At 62.8% G+C, this 14,495-nt stretch carries 13 protein-coding genes; all 13 read right to left on the bottom strand.

Annotation, left to right across the window (positions count from 1 at the left end):
* Positions 1-46: 46 nt before the first annotated feature.
* Positions 47-1,540, bottom strand: a complete 1,494-nt coding sequence (locus tag V7Q53_RS01725; RefSeq protein WP_333826686.1) for a sensor histidine kinase — start codon at positions 1,538-1,540, stop codon at positions 47-49.
* A gap of 276 nt (positions 1,541-1,816) precedes the next feature.
* On the bottom strand, positions 1,817-4,129 hold the full coding sequence (locus V7Q53_RS01720; RefSeq protein ID WP_333826639.1) for a xanthine dehydrogenase family protein molybdopterin-binding subunit: 2,313 nt from the start codon (positions 4,127-4,129) through the stop codon (positions 1,817-1,819).
* The gene (locus tag V7Q53_RS01715; RefSeq protein WP_333826638.1) at positions 4,126-5,112 is read right to left on the bottom strand and encodes an FAD binding domain-containing protein; all 987 of its coding nucleotides are present in this window, start codon (positions 5,110-5,112) and stop codon (positions 4,126-4,128) included. The genes V7Q53_RS01720 and V7Q53_RS01715 overlap by 4 nt, the downstream gene beginning before the upstream one ends.
* Positions 5,109-5,612: a (2Fe-2S)-binding protein gene (locus V7Q53_RS01710; protein ID WP_333826637.1), complete on the bottom strand. Its 504-nt coding sequence runs from the start codon at positions 5,610-5,612 to the stop codon at positions 5,109-5,111. The genes V7Q53_RS01715 and V7Q53_RS01710 overlap by 4 nt, the downstream gene beginning before the upstream one ends.
* Positions 5,613-5,682: 70 nt before the next feature.
* Complete coding sequence (locus tag V7Q53_RS01705) at positions 5,683-6,105, bottom strand: MarR family winged helix-turn-helix transcriptional regulator (RefSeq protein WP_333826636.1); 423 nt, start codon at positions 6,103-6,105, stop codon at positions 5,683-5,685.
* 92 nt (positions 6,106-6,197) lie between these two features.
* Positions 6,198-7,016: an enoyl-CoA hydratase-related protein gene (locus V7Q53_RS01700; protein ID WP_333826635.1), complete on the bottom strand. Its 819-nt coding sequence runs from the start codon at positions 7,014-7,016 to the stop codon at positions 6,198-6,200.
* A gap of 81 nt (positions 7,017-7,097) precedes the next feature.
* On the bottom strand, positions 7,098-8,261 hold the full coding sequence (locus tag V7Q53_RS01695; RefSeq protein ID WP_333826634.1) for an ABC transporter substrate-binding protein: 1,164 nt from the start codon (positions 8,259-8,261) through the stop codon (positions 7,098-7,100).
* 43 nt (positions 8,262-8,304) lie between these two features.
* Positions 8,305-10,137, bottom strand: coding sequence for an AMP-dependent synthetase/ligase (locus V7Q53_RS01690; RefSeq protein ID WP_333826633.1), 1,833 nt, complete (start codon positions 10,135-10,137; stop codon positions 8,305-8,307).
* Positions 10,138-10,139: 2 nt separating this feature from the next.
* A complete protein-coding gene (locus tag V7Q53_RS01685) occupies positions 10,140-10,913 on the bottom strand; it encodes an ABC transporter ATP-binding protein (protein ID WP_333826632.1) in 774 nt (257 codons plus the stop codon).
* Positions 10,910-11,674 carry an ABC transporter ATP-binding protein gene (locus V7Q53_RS01680; RefSeq protein WP_333826631.1) on the bottom strand — a complete coding sequence of 255 codons (765 nt, stop codon included), beginning with the start codon at positions 11,672-11,674 and terminating at the stop codon, positions 10,910-10,912. The genes V7Q53_RS01685 and V7Q53_RS01680 overlap by 4 nt, the downstream gene beginning before the upstream one ends.
* Entirely contained in the window at positions 11,671-12,747 is a 1,077-nt protein-coding gene (locus tag V7Q53_RS01675; RefSeq protein ID WP_333826630.1) for a branched-chain amino acid ABC transporter permease, read from the bottom strand. Before V7Q53_RS01675 ends, V7Q53_RS01680 begins: the two co-directional genes overlap by 4 nt.
* Positions 12,748-12,751: 4 nt before the next feature.
* Positions 12,752-13,624 (bottom strand): branched-chain amino acid ABC transporter permease, encoded by an 873-nt coding sequence (locus V7Q53_RS01670; RefSeq protein ID WP_333826629.1) that lies wholly within the window; start codon positions 13,622-13,624, stop codon positions 12,752-12,754.
* A 28-nt stretch (positions 13,625-13,652) separates the two neighbouring features.
* Positions 13,653-14,477 (bottom strand): SDR family NAD(P)-dependent oxidoreductase, encoded by an 825-nt coding sequence (locus V7Q53_RS01665; RefSeq protein WP_333826628.1) that lies wholly within the window; start codon positions 14,475-14,477, stop codon positions 13,653-13,655.
* Between the last annotated feature and the right edge of the window lie 18 nt (positions 14,478-14,495).

The following is a 14,495-nucleotide window of genomic DNA, read 5'->3' as shown; positions in this document are numbered from 1 at the left end:
GAGTGTCTGCTGTCCGCAAACCGGCCGTCCCGGCATGACGGGCAGGTCAATGCTCCTCGATATCCTCCAGCGGGGCGTCGAGCGTGAACAGCACCCCGGCAGGGCGATATTCAAGCCGCGTTGTGCCCCCGGTCTCTGTTGCCACGGCTTCTTCGATCAGAGTTGAGCCGAAGCCCCTGCGGGTAGGTGGAGAAACCACAGGGCCCCCCGTTTCCTCCCACGTGATCAGCAAGAAGCGCTTGTTGTCCCGCTGCTCGACCGTCCATGTGATGTGGACAAGGCCCGAGTCCACTGACAGCGCCCCATATTTTGTCGCATTGGTCGACAACTCATTGAGCGCAAGCGAGAACGCGAGGGCGGCACCCGAATTCAGCTTGATTGCAGGACCATTGATCCGGAACCGCTGATGATCATCACTGTGCGATCGGACAGAAGCGGCGATCACGCTACCGAGTTCCGCGCCGTCGCTGCTTCTGCGGGTCAGAATGTCCTGGGCGCGCGACAGTGCCAGTATCCGTGCGTTGAGACTGGCTTCTGCCTCCTCCAGAGAGGTGGCACCACGCAATGTCCGCGTTGCGATGGCGCACACGGTGGCCAGCGTGTTTCTTACCCGGTGGTCCAGTTCGCTCATCAACAGTTGCTGCTGGCGTTCTCCCAGCACCCGCTCTGTCACGTCCGAACCCTGGACAAAGATTTGCGTCACGACGTTCTCGTCATTCCGGATCGGCTGATAGACGAGATCGACATACCGTTGTTCCGGAGCCTGATCTTCGCTGCGCTGGAGCAAGACCGGCAGCGCTTGGCCCGTGACCGCCTCGCCGGTACGAAACGCTGTATCGAGCATGTCGATAAAGCCTTGCGTGGCGACTTCAGGCAGCGCTTCGGCTACCGTCTTGCCCACGACATCCCGGTTGCCCACGAGCTTCATATAGCCCGGGTTCACCATCTCGAATATGTGGTTCTCGCCGCGCAGCATGGCCATGAAGCTCGGTGCCTGCTCGAACAGGCGTTGCAGGCGTTCGTGCTCTGCTGCAATGCGGCGATCCGCCAGCACCCGCGCCGTTGTCTCGACCACGATCGCCATGACACCGACGGGGTGCCCCTGTTCGTCAAGCACCGGTGAGTAATCCAGATTCATCCAGACCTGCTGCGCCGCGCCGTTGCGGATGAGCGTCAGTTCCTGATCGCGGTAAGAGAGCGTCTCACCGCCAAGGCAGATATTCATGACGTTGTCGTTGAAATCGGCAACTTCGGCCCAGCCTTCGCGGACGTTTGCGCCCAGTTGTCCGGGATGCCGGTCGGCAGCGAACTCGGTATAGCCATCGTTGTAGATCATCACCCCGCTGGGTCCCCAGAGCATGACGATTGGTATCGGGGTGCGCAGAATGATCCGGACGGCTGCCTTCAGCGCTTCCGGCCACGTCTCGATGGGACCCAGAGGTGTCGCAGACCAGTTGTGCAGACGGATGCGCCCTGCCATGTCCCCGCCACCCGCGAGAAATGGCAGATCGTGCGCCTGATCGATAGCAGCCTGTGGCATCGTCACGATTGTCTGGCCTCAATGTGAAAGAGGCAACGATACCGCGCGCTTACCGCGACCGCAATCTCTTCCGCATAGCCGGGGCGAGGGGCCTGCCACGGGATTTTTCCTTCGTCCGGGGCAAGAGCCTGGCCGACGTGATGCGAACCGGCGCATCAGTCAGTCTCGGCCGCAGCCCGGGCACATAGGTTGCGTGGCGCGCTGGTGTTCGCCACGCGCCTCTGGCGGCGGCGTTGAAGCTGGCACCAGCAGGTCAGGCCGATCAGTCTTTCCCACTCAAAGCAGCTTGTCCAGCGTGATCGGCAGGTCGCGGATACGCTTGCCGGTTGCGTTGAAGACCGCGTTGGCGATGGCAGCGGCCACGCCGGTGATGCCGATCTCGCCGATACCGCGCGCACCGAGCGGGGAGCGCGGGTCAGGAATACCCGTCCACATGACCTCAATCTCGGGCACATCAAGATGCGAGGGGATGTGATAATCGGCGAGGGTCGCGTTCATGATCCTGCCGCTGCGCGCGTCGAACAGTGTCTCCTCGGTCAGCGCAAGGCCGATCCCCATGATCATGCCGCCCTTGAACTGGCTGGTCGCTGTCTTGGGGTTGAGGATTGCGCCGCAGTCGAATGAGCCCAGCATCCGCGTCACACGCACCTCGCCGGTCACTTCACTGACCCGCACTTCGCAGAAATTCGCCGACAGGCTGTGCATTGCGAATTTCAGCATTTCGAGGGGTGCGCTGCCCGCTGCGGTCACCGTTATCTCCTCGCGCGATGCGCGGGTGAGGATCGACTGGAAACTCTCGCTGCGCGACGGATCCTGGATACTGACCAGCGTCTGACCGGCCAGCCGCACTTCACCGGCCCGAAGACCGGCCAGCGGGCTGGAATTGCCGGCGAGGCGCAGCAACTCGCCCGCAAGCTTGTCAGCGGCAGCGGCAATCGCTGCGGCGATGGAGACGGTCTGTGACGAGCCACCGGCCATCGGCGTGCTCGGCAAGGCGGAATCGCCCATCTCGAAGGTGATTGCTTCCATCGGCAGGCCAAGACGGTCGGCGGCATGCTGGGCCTGCACCGTGGAGGTGCCCATCCCCATATCCTGCGCAGAGCATGACACGATTGCCTTGCCCTCACGCGTCAGCCGGATGCTGGCGCTGGCGCCGGGCATGCGGGCATAGGGGAAGCTGCCGGTCGCGCAGCCCATGCCGATGCGCCATTCGCCGTCGCGCTGCGTGCCCGGTGTGGCCTGTCGCCGCTCCCATCCGAAACGGGCGGCGCCGTCCCGGTAGGCCTGCACCAGCGCGCGTTGCGAAAAGGGCGTGCCGGAAAGCGGGTGCGTTTCGGGCTCATTGCGCAGGCGCAGCTCAATCGGATCCATGCCCATCGCATGCGCGAGTTCGTCCATGGCGCTTTCAAGCGCGAAGGTGCCGACCGCTTCCCCCGGCGCGCGCATATAGGTGTTGGGAACGATATCAAGGTCAAGATGGTGCTGCACGAATTCATAGCTTTTCGCGCGGTAAAGGGCGCGCCCGGTGAGCGTGTATTGCTCGGGGCAGGCGGAATAGGGCGGCATCACCGAATGGCCGGTGTGGATGAGCGCGGCAAGCTTGCCGTCTGAATCGGCTGCCAGCGCCACGCGCTGCTCGGTGGGTGTGCGCCCGCCGACAATGCGGTAAACGCCGTCACGGCTGAGGACAAGGCGCACCGGGCGCCCGGCGATCCGTGCCGCGGCAACCGCCACAATCTGATGGTCCCACATCCCCTTGCCCCCGAAGCCACCGCCGACAAAAGGCGACAGCACGCGGACCTGATCCTTCTTCAGACCAAACAGCTTCGCCAGAGCCTGTGCGCTTCCCGCAATCATCTGGCTGCTGTCATGGACGGTCAGCGTGTCGCCTTCCCATGCCAGCGTGACAGCGTGCAGCTCGATGGCGTTGTGGTTGTTGCCGGGCGTGCGGTAGAGATTGTCGACCTGAAAGGCCGCCTGCGCCAGTTCACTCCCGGGATTGCCGACCACCGTATGGTTTTTCTCGATCAGAATGGAAGCCGGGGTTCTGGCACTGGCTTTTGCCGCCTCAAAATGCGTTTTGGCCGCTGCTGCCTCATAGTCGATGCCGATCAGCGATGTTGCATGGTCGGCCTGTTCCTGCGTCTCGGCCAGCACCAGCGCTACCACCTGACCGTTGTAGCGGATTTCCGTGTCCTGCATGATTGGCAGAGCACTCGCGCCGACCGCGCCCAGATTGGTGACGCTGATCAGGGGGAGGGTGCCCAGGCGCGGCATGTTGCGGTGCGTCATCACCAGAATGACGCCCGGTGCGCCCTCTGCGGCGCTGGTATCAAGGCGGGTGATGCGCCCCCGCGTGACCGGGCTGTGCAGCAACGAAGCATAGCACAGGCCCTCCATCGCCACCTCGGCGGCAAAACGCGCCTGCCCGCCAACCTTGAGTGGCCCATCCAGCCGTGAAACCTGCCGACCCACCGCGCCGCGCCGCATGATCAGCGGGTCGGGCGTGCCGCCGGGAAGCCAGCGTTCCGGCACCCAGCCCAGGACTGTCTTGACAGACTCGATGACGATGTTCTGAGTTCTGCTCATGATTTGTCTCCAGTCAGTTCAACGAGAACTGCGGCCGTGGTGCGTTTGAGGAGCTCAACCTTGAAGGCGTTGCCTGCGAAGGGTCTGGCGTCGGCAAGCTCAATGTCCATCGCGGCGGCGAAGGCTTCCGGGGTCGCGGGGCCGCCACGCAGCGCCGCTTCGGCTTTCAAGGCGCGCCACGGTTTTGGCGCGATGCCGCCGAATGCCAGTCTTATGTCCTCGATCCTGCCGTCACGCATCGAGACGCCCGCCGCGACCGATACCAGCGCGAACGCATAGCTCGCGCGGTCGCGCACCTTGCGATAGGCGGAGCGTTGCGCGAACCGGGAGGGCGGTATCTCGACGGCGGTGATGATCTCGCCGCTGTTCAGAACCGTCTCAAGATCGGGGCTGTCACCCGGCAGCCGATAAAATTCTGCCAGCGGGACAATGCGTGTACCGGAATTTCCCGAAAGATGGACCCTTGCATCAAGCGCCATCAGCGCCACGCACATATCTGAGGGATGCGTCGCGATACAATCCGGCGAGCCGCCCAGAATCGCGTGATAGCGGTTGAAACCGTCCATGGCATCACAACCGCTGCCCGGCTGGCGCTTGTTGCAGCGCGAGGCGGCGGGGTCGTTGAAATAGGCGCAACGGGTGCGCTGCATAAGGTTACCGGCAACGGTCGCCATGTTGCGGATCTGGGCAGACGCACCGGCGAGGATCGCGCGGGACAGCATGGGGTACTGTGCGCGTACCAGCGGATGTGCAGCGACGGCGCTGTTGCGGGTGGCCGCACCGATGAGCAGGCCACCGCCATCCGTCTCGCCGATGTCGGAAGACAGCATGGTGACGTCGATCAGCGTGCTCGGTTGCTCGACACCCTTGCGCATCAGGTCAACCAGATTGGTTCCGCCACCGAGAAGTTTGTGGCCCTCAAGGACAGCGAGTGAACTGGCGTCCGTGCTGGACGCGGTGCGCCTGTAAGCAAAAGGCTTCATGCCGTCCCCTCCCCTGCAACCTGAAGGATCGCCTCGACGATGCCGTTATGCGCACCGCACCGGCACAGGTTCCCGCTCATGCGCTCGCGGATTTCCTCAGGCGACATGACGGGCTGTGCGCTGAGATCGGCTGTCACATAGCTGGGGCTTCCGTCGGCCACCTCGCGCAGCATGGCGACGGCGGCGCAGATCTGACCGGGCGTGCAGTAGCCGCACTGAAAGCCGTCATGCTCGATGGAGGCGCTTTGCAGCGGATGCGGGTTGCCGTCATGCGACAACCCTTCGATCGTGGTGACACTGCGCCCGTCTGCCTGCACGGCCAGCGTAAGGCACGAAAGCACCCTTTCGCCGTCAATGAGGACCGTACAGGCACCGCAAGCGCCCTGATTGCAGCCAATCTTGGCGCCCGTCAGATGCAGCTCTTCCCGCAGGAGATCGGCCAGAGAGACCCTTGGGTCATCGGGTATGGCCACGTCGGTGCCGTTGATGCTTATCGCCATCGTCTTCTCCCTGCGCGTTCATGAGAACCATATCAGCCCTGCGCACAAGATACTACGATATTCGCACTATTCAACCATCGTTTGATGCAATTTTCGTCATCATCGCTACAAGGCTTTCGCGTTCCCCAGGTGAAAGCGGTTCAAGCATGGACTTGAACATCGCCATATATGCCTGTTTGGTGGCAGCGACATAGGACTCGCCGGCATCCGTGAGCCTGAGCGCGACGGCGCGCCGATTGTCCTCCGGACGATCCCGCGCGAGCAGCCCGCGCTTTGCCAGACGGTCCGTTGCCGAAGAAATGGTCGTTGTCGGCACACCGAGAAAACGCGCCACATCCGTGGGCCCGCAACCGGGGTGCGTTTCGACGTAAAGCAGGATCTGCTTGTCGATCTCGGCAAGCGGCTTTTCAGAGGCGGCTTCGGTCAGCTTGAAACGCCGCGCAAAGCTATCCAGAGCGGCGGCGAGGTCGGCAATCTGTTTGTCGCTTGGCATTGTCATGGGCACACAATAAGTCAGCGCATTGCGCGTTACCAGACCACTGCAGTACCTTGGAGAGCGATAAGAGCAGGCGCTCCGGTCAATCGTCAGTCTCCGGCCCGGTGCGCGCTGAAATCCGGCTCGCGTTTGTCCATGAAAGCCCTCACCCCTTCGACAAAATCGGCGGTATCGACCAGATACGCGTTTTGCTCGCGTTCATGTTCAAGATGGGCATCCAGCGACTGGGTCATCGCACAATCAACCGTCTCGCGCAGTCTGCGGGTGATGGCAGCGGGCAGCGCCGCAAGCTGGCGGGCAAGGCGCAAGGCGGCGGGCATCAGGTCAGCATCGGCCTCAACACCCCAGACCAGACCCCATTCCAGCGCGGTGCTGGCAGAGATCTTCTCGGCGCTCAGCATCGCCGCAAGGGCACGGCCACGGCCAATGGCGCGGGTAACCAGCCAGCTTGCCCCTGCGTCAGGAATAATCCCCAGCCGCGCGGCAAAGGGCAGATGAAACGCCGCCGAATGCCCGGCCAGCACCACATCCCCCGCCAGCGCCAGCCCTACCCCCCCGCCAGAGGCGATGCCATTGACCGCGCAGACAATCGGCTTGGGTGATCGCGCCATCGCGCGCAGCAGGCGGTTCACACTGATATCGAAGTGGCCGCGCATCCGCTCTGTATCGATGCCGCCACTGGCACCGCTGCCAAAATGCGCGGCCAGCGACCCGAGATCGGCACCCGCGCAAAACGCCCGGCCCGCGCCGGTCAGCACAATTGCCCGGACCGCCCTGTCCTCTGCCAGGGCCTCGAATGTGTCGGCCAGCGCCGAGAAGCCCTCAAAGCTCAGCGCGTTGAGCCTTTCAGGTCGTGCCAGCGTGACAGTTGCAATACCATCGGCGTCAATGCCGGTCCGGTGATCCATGGGCAATCCCTTCTGACAGGTGGTGACGCGAAGCCACGGGTTGGCGATGTGGCTTCGCGCGCGCTTTCGGGCAGATCGCCCTCAGAAAGGCAGGTTTTCCTGAAGCTGAACCCAGGCCGAGTTCTGCACCTGAAGCAGGATCAGGCTGTCACCGCCGAAACGCTTCTCTGCCCCGAAGCTGATCTGCGGCCCGCCGAACGGGTCCTGATAATCGCGGATTTCCTCGATTGCCGCCATCAGCCCCTCAGCCGTCAGATCCGGCCCGGCTGCTTCCAGTGCCATAACCAGCAGATCGGCCGAGGCATAACCCACCTGCGCCTGCACCGTCGGCTCATCACCGAATGCCGAGCGGTAAGCGGTCAGAAACTCGGCGCGGAACGGATCACCATCCGCGAAATCGGCATTCGAAACTGGGCTGACCACATAAAGCCCCTCCATCGCGCCGCCCGCCGCCTGGGCGACCACCGGCAGATAGGACACCATGTTGCCCGCCATCGGCCCGCTGTAGCCCAGCTGACGCAAGGTGGTATACAGCCCGATCGTGTCGCGGCCTGTGGTGCCCAGATAGACCATGTCGCAATCGGCATTGCGGATGGCGGTGGCCACGCCCGCGAATTCGGTTTCAGTGGTTCGGTGGGTGCCGATCATCTTGATCTCGATGCCCAGCTCCTCGGCGGCCCCGCGCACACCCTCGGTGACCTCCTCACCATATTCGCTGGACTGGGTCTGCAGGCAGACCGACGAGATGCCCTCGCTTTCATGGAAATGACGCAGCGCGCCGACGGCCTGATCCTGATAGCTGACGAAATATGACACATGCAGCGGGTGGATCGGATGGGCCATCGACCGCGCGGCAGTCAGCGGGAAGACATTGGGAATGCCTTCGCGGTCGGTGATCTCCATCGAGGCCATGCTTTGCGCTGTGCCCGCGCCAAGGATCATGGCAAAAATGTTGTCCCGCTGCACCAGACGGTTTGTCGCGCGCACTGTCAGCGGAACCTGATACTGCGTGTCCTCAACGCGGAAATCGATCTGCCTGCCATGAATGCCGCCGGCTGCATTGACCGCGTCAATGCGCATGCGTGCGCCGTTGGTTGCGGGCACGCCCCAACTGGCCAGCGGGCCCGACAGATCGGTATGCGAGCCGATGATGATGCTGTTCGCCGTCACGCCACGGGTTTGCCCCGTGGCCGATGTCGCCAGCAACAGTCCCAGCGCTGCGGCGCCGATGAGTTTGTTTTTCATGTCTTCCTCCTCCTCCGTTGGCGATGTCTGCGGGACATTCCCGCTAGTACATCTGGTCGATCAGCGCTGCGTATTTCCGCGCCACAAAGCCGCGCTTGAGCTTCATGGTTGGTGTCAGTTCCTCGTCCTCCGGGCTCAGCATCACGTTGATCAGGCGAAACTGCTTGATCTGCTCGACGGGCGAGAAATGGGCATTGGTGCGCGCGATCTCGGCCTCGATCAGCGCAACCACCTCGGGGCGGGCGCAAAGCGAGCGGTAATCGGTGAAGGGAATCGAGCGGGTCTGTGCGAAATGCTCGACATTGTCCCGGTCGATCATGACCAGACAGGTCAGATACTTGCGCTGGTCGCCGATCACCGTGGCATCCGATATATAGGGAGAGAACTTGAGCTGGTTCTCGATCTGCGAAGGCGTGATGTTCTTGCCGCCTGCGGTGATGATGATGTCCTTGAGCCGGTCGGTGATACGCAGCGCGCCATCCCCGTCGATCTCGCCGACATCGCCGGTGCTGATCCAGCCATCGACAAGGGCTTGGGCGGTGGCGTCGGGGAGGTTGAGATACCCGCTGAAGCCGCCCGGAGTTCGCACCATGATCTCGCCCTGCGCGCTCAGCCGGATCTCGACGCCGGGCAGCGGGTGGCCGACGGTGCCCGGCCGGAAGGTGCCCTTGCGGATAGCGGTGACGATGCCGGTTTCAGTCTGGCCGTAAACCTCGGCAATCGGCAGGCCAAGGGCCATGTACCAGCGGATCAGATCAGCCGAGATAGGGGCGGCGCCTGACAGAAGCAGGCGCGCCCGGTCAAGCCCCAGCAACTGCTTGAGATTGCGCAGCACAAAGCGGTCGGCCAGCCAGTACGCCGCCGCCAGCCCCGCCGTGGGGCGCCGCCCGGCGATCAGGCATTCGGCGCGCTTCTCGCCGATGCGCAGCGCCACCCGGTACCCGGCACGCCCCGCCCAGGTGGCTTCTGACATCAGCGTGGTGACGCGGGAATAGAATTTCTCCCAGATCCGCGGCACCGCGAACAGAACCGTGGGCGACAGCTCCTGAATGTTCTGGAACACCGTTTCCGAGCTTTCGGCGAAGTTCAGCTTTTGCCCATGTCCCAGCGACATGCACAGCGAAATCATCCGCTCGGCGGCATGGCACAGCGGCAGATAGGTCAGCATCTCGTCGTCCGGTCCGATGGGCAGCGGGTCTGGCGCGGCGCCCATCTGGTACAGCAGGTAGCTATGGGGCACGCAGGCCCCCTTGGGGCTGCCGGTGGTGCCGGACGTATAGATCAGCACCGCCGTATCGCCGCTCTTGCCCTGATCGATTGCCGCCTCCAGCGCATCGGGATGGGAAGCGACAAACTGCGCCCCCCGGTCGCAAAGATGCGACAGGGCCTCTACCCTGGGGTCCGAAAAGTCGCGCAGGCCCTTCCAGTCAAACACAAAAATCTTTTCGACAGCGGGCAGCGCCGTGTGGACGGCAAGATACTTGTCGAGCTGCTCTTCATTCTCGACAAATAGGAAACGCGCGGCTGAATCGTTCAGCGTGTATTCCAGCTGGCCGGGGGTGTAGGTCGGATAAATGCCGCAGCAGACCCCGCCCGCGATATGGATTCCCATATCGGCAAACACCCATTCCTTGTTGGTTTCCGAAAGCACCGCCACCACATCACCGCGCTTCAGACCCAGCGCCATCAGCCCGCCCGCGATGCGGCGCGCGTGGTGGTCGAAATCACGCCAGCGGTAATCCTGCCAGATGCCGAAAGCCTTTTCGCGCATCGCAATCCGGTCGCCCCATTGCGCCACGCGCAGACGCATGAGCTGGGCAAGCGTTTCTTGCCCGTCGATCGTCACCACCGCGTCATTGACCGCAAGATCCACCATGCTCATCTCCAGGTCTTGCGCTTTTTCCAGCGCTTTTCGCCACGCACTCCGGCTTCGGCCTTGCCAAGGTAGAATTCCTTGATGTCCTCGCTTTCAATCAGCTCGGAACTGGGCCCCTCCATCGCCACGCGGCCCAGCTCCAGCACATAGCCATGATCGGCGACCTGCAGGGCGGCATTGGCGTTTTGCTCCACCAGCAGCACCGTCACCCCCTGCTCGCGGTTGATACGCCGCACGATCTGAAAGATCGTCCGCGTCAGCAGCGGCGACAGGCCAAGCGAAGGCTCATCAAGGATCATCAGCGCCGGGCGCCCCATGAAGGCCCGGCCAATGGCCAGCATCTGCTGCTGCCCGCCCGACAGAAAGCCCGCCATCCCCTCGCGTTTGGCTGACAGATCGGGGAAATAGGCAAAGACCTGTTCGATGTCGCGGGCCACCGCATCGTGGTCTTTGCGGCCCCAGGCGCCCACGCGCAGGTTTTCCATCACCGTCATGAAGGGAAAGACCTCGCGCCCTTCGGGGACGTGGCCGATCCCGAAACCAGCTACCACATCGGGCGCAAGATTCTGGATCTCGGCGCCACGGAACAGCACCTTGCCCTTCTTGCAGTCGACTGCGCCCGAGATGGTTTTCATCAGCGTTGTCTTGCCCGCGCCATTGGCGCCCAGTACGGTCACGATACTTCCCTCGCGCACCACCAGACTGATCCCGGAGATGGCCATGATCGGCCCGTAAAAGGTTTCCAGATTGCGGGTTTCCAGCAGGATATCGCTCATTCCGCATCCCCCAGATAGGCCGTCTGCACCTTCGGATCGGCCTGCACTTCGGCGACGCTGCCCTGCGCCAGAACCATCCCGTTCGCCAGCGCGAGAACCCGGTCGGCAGTGCGTCCGACAAGGCCCATGTCATGCTCGACCATCAGAATGGTGACCCCCAGCTCTGCCCTGATGTCCTTCAGCCAGAAAGACATGTCGATCGTCTCTTCGGGGTTCAGCCCGGAGGCAGGTTCATCCAGCATCAGCAACCGTGGCTCGGCACACAGGGCGCGGGCCAGTTCGACATTCTTGCGCGCGCCGTAGGGCAGATCGGCGATCAGTTCGCCGCGCAGATGCTGCATGTCCAGCAGATCAAGGATCTCCTCGACCTTGCGGCGCGCCGTCAGTTCGGTTTTGCGCACCGAGGGCAGAAAGAAGAACTCGGCCAGAAGGTTACGCGGCAGGCGCGCATGGCAGCCCACCAGGAGGTTCTGCAACACGGTCGCCTTTTCGAACAGCTCGATGTTCTGAAACGTCCGGGCAATGCCGCTTTGCACCACCTGATGCGGCCTGAGCGTCAGAAGGTCGCGGTCCTGAAAGCGGATGGACCCACCCTGAACCGGATAGATCCGGCTGATCGCGTTGAAGATCGTGCTCTTGCCGGCGCCATTCGGCCCGATGATCGCAAAGATCTCGCCCGCTTCGACATGAAAAGAGACATCCGCCAGTGCCTTCAGGCCACCAAAGGCCACCGAGATGCCGTCTACCGCCAGAGTGCTCATCTGAACCGTCCCGTCTTGAGGTATCGTTTCTGCCGGGTGAAGGTGGCGCGCTTGTAATAGGGGTAGGTTTCAAGGAAGAGGCGGAACTTGCGCCAGCGCCCGTAAAGCCCGTCAGGCTCAAAAATGATGAAGCCCACGATGATCGCGCCGAACATGAAGGGCTCCAGCCCCACCTGATGCGCCACACGGCCGGGCAGAACCTCGCGCAGCAGCTCGATGACATTGGGCAGGAATGACACAAACACCGCCCCGATCAGCGCGCCACTGATCGTGCCCAGACCACCCACCACGATCATCAGCAACAGCTTGAGCGATTCCCCCAGACCAAAGGTTTCCGGCGACAGGTAGTAAAGCTGATGCGCCAGAAGCCCGCCGGCGACGCCGGTGATGAAGGCACTGACGAAGAAGGCGGTGATCTTGGTGCGCGCGATATCCACACCCAGGCTTTGCGCCGAGGTCTCGGAATCGCGCACCGCGATCATCGCCCGGCCATTGACCGACCGTTTGAGGTTGGCCACGCCCCAGACAAAGAACAGCAGAATCGCCAGATACAGGTAATAATGTTGCCATGAGGCCGCCAGCGACTGGCCGAAGATCTCGATCCCCGGAACCGACATGCCGATATGCCCGCCGGTGATGGGTTCCGCCGCGCCGATCACGGTTTCAACCAGAATGGCAAAGGCCAGCGTGGCAATCGCCAGATAGAAACCATGCATCCTGCTGGCCGCCCGCCCCAGCGCCGCACCCAGAAGCCCGGAAATCAGGCCCGCAAGTGGCAGCGCAACGAAGAACGGAATGCCGTGCCCCAGCAGGTAGGCATGGGCATAGGCCCCCACCCCCAGAAAGGCAGCATGCCCGAACGAGACCTGCCCCGAAAACCCGGTCAGAACCATCAGCCCCAGCCCCGCCAGCGCATAGCACAGGAAAAGTGACAGCTCCGACAGGCCATAGGCCGACACGAACAGCGGCGCGGCCAGCGCCAGCACGATCAGCAAAAGCACGCGAACCCGTTCGCCCGGGTCAACAAGGTGGTTGATGTCAAAGTCGTAGCTGGTCTTGAACAGGATGCGCATGGCGTCAGACCTTCTTGCGGAAGGTTTGCGGGATCAGCCCCTCGGGGCGTATGAACAGGACCACCAGCATGATGATATAGGCATAGACGCCCTGCAGCGGCGGATAGGCATAATCCAGAAAGGGCTCTGCGATACCGATCAGAAGGCAGCCCAGAAGCGCCCCTGGGATGGAGCCGAAGCCCCCCACCACCGCACCGGCCAGCGCCTTGATGCCGAACACGGTGATCTCGGTATCAACCTGCGTCACCGGCGCCATCAGCACCCCGGCCACCGCCGCCACCATCGCGCCGATCGCCCAGATCATCGACACCAGCCGTTTCACCGGGATGCGGCTGTAATAGGCGGCCAGCTGGTTCTGCGATGCCGCCTGTATCGCCAGCCCCAGCCGGGTCCGGCTGAGGAAAAAGTAAAGCGCGGCGCAGATCAGCACGGTGCCGACGATGATCGCAATCCGGCTGGAGTTGATGGTTATCACCCCAAGGTCGATATTGCTTTGAAACGGGGAGTTGAGAACCCGTGGCATGTAGCCCCAGATCATCCCTGCCAGCGCCTTGAGCATCACCCCGAGCGCGACTGTCAGGATGAAGATGCTGGACTGGGACTCACCGATCACGCGGCGCATGACCGCAGCATCAAGCAGATAGCCAAAGATCCCCAGTGACAGAACGCCAAGGGCAGCGCCAAGCCAGAAGCCCATGCCCCAGATCTCGGCGAAGGTCAGAACCGCGAAGGCCCCCAGCATCATCAGTTCGCCATGCGCGAAATTGACGATCTCGGTCGCGCGGTAAATGAACACGAACCCCAGCGCCACAAGGGCATAGCCGCAGCCCTGCGCCACACCGATCAGCAAAAGCTGCATCGCATCGGTTATCTGCATCGACTTCCCCCCTTGACGGAATGCTCCATCAGATCGTCAGCCCCCCGCCGACGATGACAATCTGGCCGCTGATGTAGTCGGATTCAGGCGCGCAAAAGAGATACACGCCATTGGCCGCCTCAGCCGGTGTTCCGGCACGTCCCAGCGGGATCATCGCGCTCATGCCGCTGGCCACCTTCGGCAAGATTCCGACGGCGATTTTCGTGCCTTCGACCTCGATCTCCTTCTTTTTGTCGCTCACCTCGGTCAGGCGCGTTTCGATCATGCCAAAGGCCACGCAGTTGACGTTGACCTTCATGCGGCCCCATTCCTTCGCCAGTGTTTTGGTCAGGCCATGGATCGCGGACTTGGCAGTCGAATAGTTCGCCTGACCGGCGTTACCGCCGGTGCCGGCGATCGACGAGATGTTGACAACCTTGCGGAACACCTCGCGCCCCTCGGCAGCCTCGGCGCCGCTGGCTTCACGGATGAAGCCGCTGGCGGCGCGAAGGATGCGGAACGGCGCCTTGACATGGACATCCATGATTGCATCGAACTGCTGGTCGGTCATCTTGCCGATCATCGCATCCCAGGTGTAACCCGCGTTGTTGACGATGATATCAACCCCGCCAAAGGCTTCGATCCCGGCACTGATGAAGCGCTCGGCAAAACCTTCGCCGGTCACGCTGCCCGGCACGGCGATGGCCTGCCCGCCCGCAGCCCGGATCTCGGCCATCACGGCCTCGGCTGGCTCGCTGTCCAGATCGTTGATCACCAGGCTGGCACCTTCCGACGCCAGTTTCAGCGCTACCGCCCGTCCGATCCCCCGGCCCGAGCCGGTGACATAGGCCGCTTTTCCCGTCAGTTTCCCCATGAATCCCTCGTCGTGTTT

The organism is Pararhodobacter sp., assembly GCF_036802785.1.
Classification (GTDB): domain Bacteria; phylum Pseudomonadota; class Alphaproteobacteria; order Rhodobacterales; family Rhodobacteraceae; genus Pararhodobacter.
This window is presented reverse-complemented; position numbering and strand designations above follow the sequence as displayed.

What these genes read in the sequence shown, in the direction of transcription:
- V7Q53_RS01670 (WP_333826629.1), bottom strand. Translation starts at nt 13,624, where the DNA reads ATGCAGATAACCGATGCGATGCAGCTTTTGCTGATCGGTGTGGCGCAG.
- V7Q53_RS01705 (WP_333826636.1), bottom strand. Translation starts at nt 6,105, where the DNA reads ATGCCAAGCGACAAACAGATTGCCGACCTCGCCGCCGCTCTGGATAGC.
- V7Q53_RS01700 (WP_333826635.1), bottom strand. Translation starts at nt 7,016, where the DNA reads ATGGATCACCGGACCGGCATTGACGCCGATGGTATTGCAACTGTCACG.
- V7Q53_RS01695 (WP_333826634.1), bottom strand. Translation starts at nt 8,261, where the DNA reads ATGAAAAACAAACTCATCGGCGCCGCAGCGCTGGGACTGTTGCTGGCG.
- V7Q53_RS01675 (WP_333826630.1), bottom strand. Translation starts at nt 12,747, where the DNA reads ATGCGCATCCTGTTCAAGACCAGCTACGACTTTGACATCAACCACCTT.
- V7Q53_RS01690 (WP_333826633.1), bottom strand. Translation starts at nt 10,137, where the DNA reads ATGGTGGATCTTGCGGTCAATGACGCGGTGGTGACGATCGACGGGCAA.
- V7Q53_RS01725 (WP_333826686.1), bottom strand. Translation starts at nt 1,540, where the DNA reads ATGCCACAGGCTGCTATCGATCAGGCGCACGATCTGCCATTTCTCGCG.
- V7Q53_RS01665 (WP_333826628.1), bottom strand. Translation starts at nt 14,477, where the DNA reads ATGGGGAAACTGACGGGAAAAGCGGCCTATGTCACCGGCTCGGGCCGG.
- V7Q53_RS01680 (WP_333826631.1), bottom strand. Translation starts at nt 11,674, where the DNA reads ATGAGCACTCTGGCGGTAGACGGCATCTCGGTGGCCTTTGGTGGCCTG.
- V7Q53_RS01720 (WP_333826639.1), bottom strand. Translation starts at nt 4,129, where the DNA reads ATGAGCAGAACTCAGAACATCGTCATCGAGTCTGTCAAGACAGTCCTG.
- V7Q53_RS01715 (WP_333826638.1), bottom strand. Translation starts at nt 5,112, where the DNA reads ATGAAGCCTTTTGCTTACAGGCGCACCGCGTCCAGCACGGACGCCAGT.
- V7Q53_RS01685 (WP_333826632.1), bottom strand. Translation starts at nt 10,913, where the DNA reads ATGAGCGATATCCTGCTGGAAACCCGCAATCTGGAAACCTTTTACGGG.
- V7Q53_RS01710 (WP_333826637.1), bottom strand. Translation starts at nt 5,612, where the DNA reads ATGGCGATAAGCATCAACGGCACCGACGTGGCCATACCCGATGACCCA.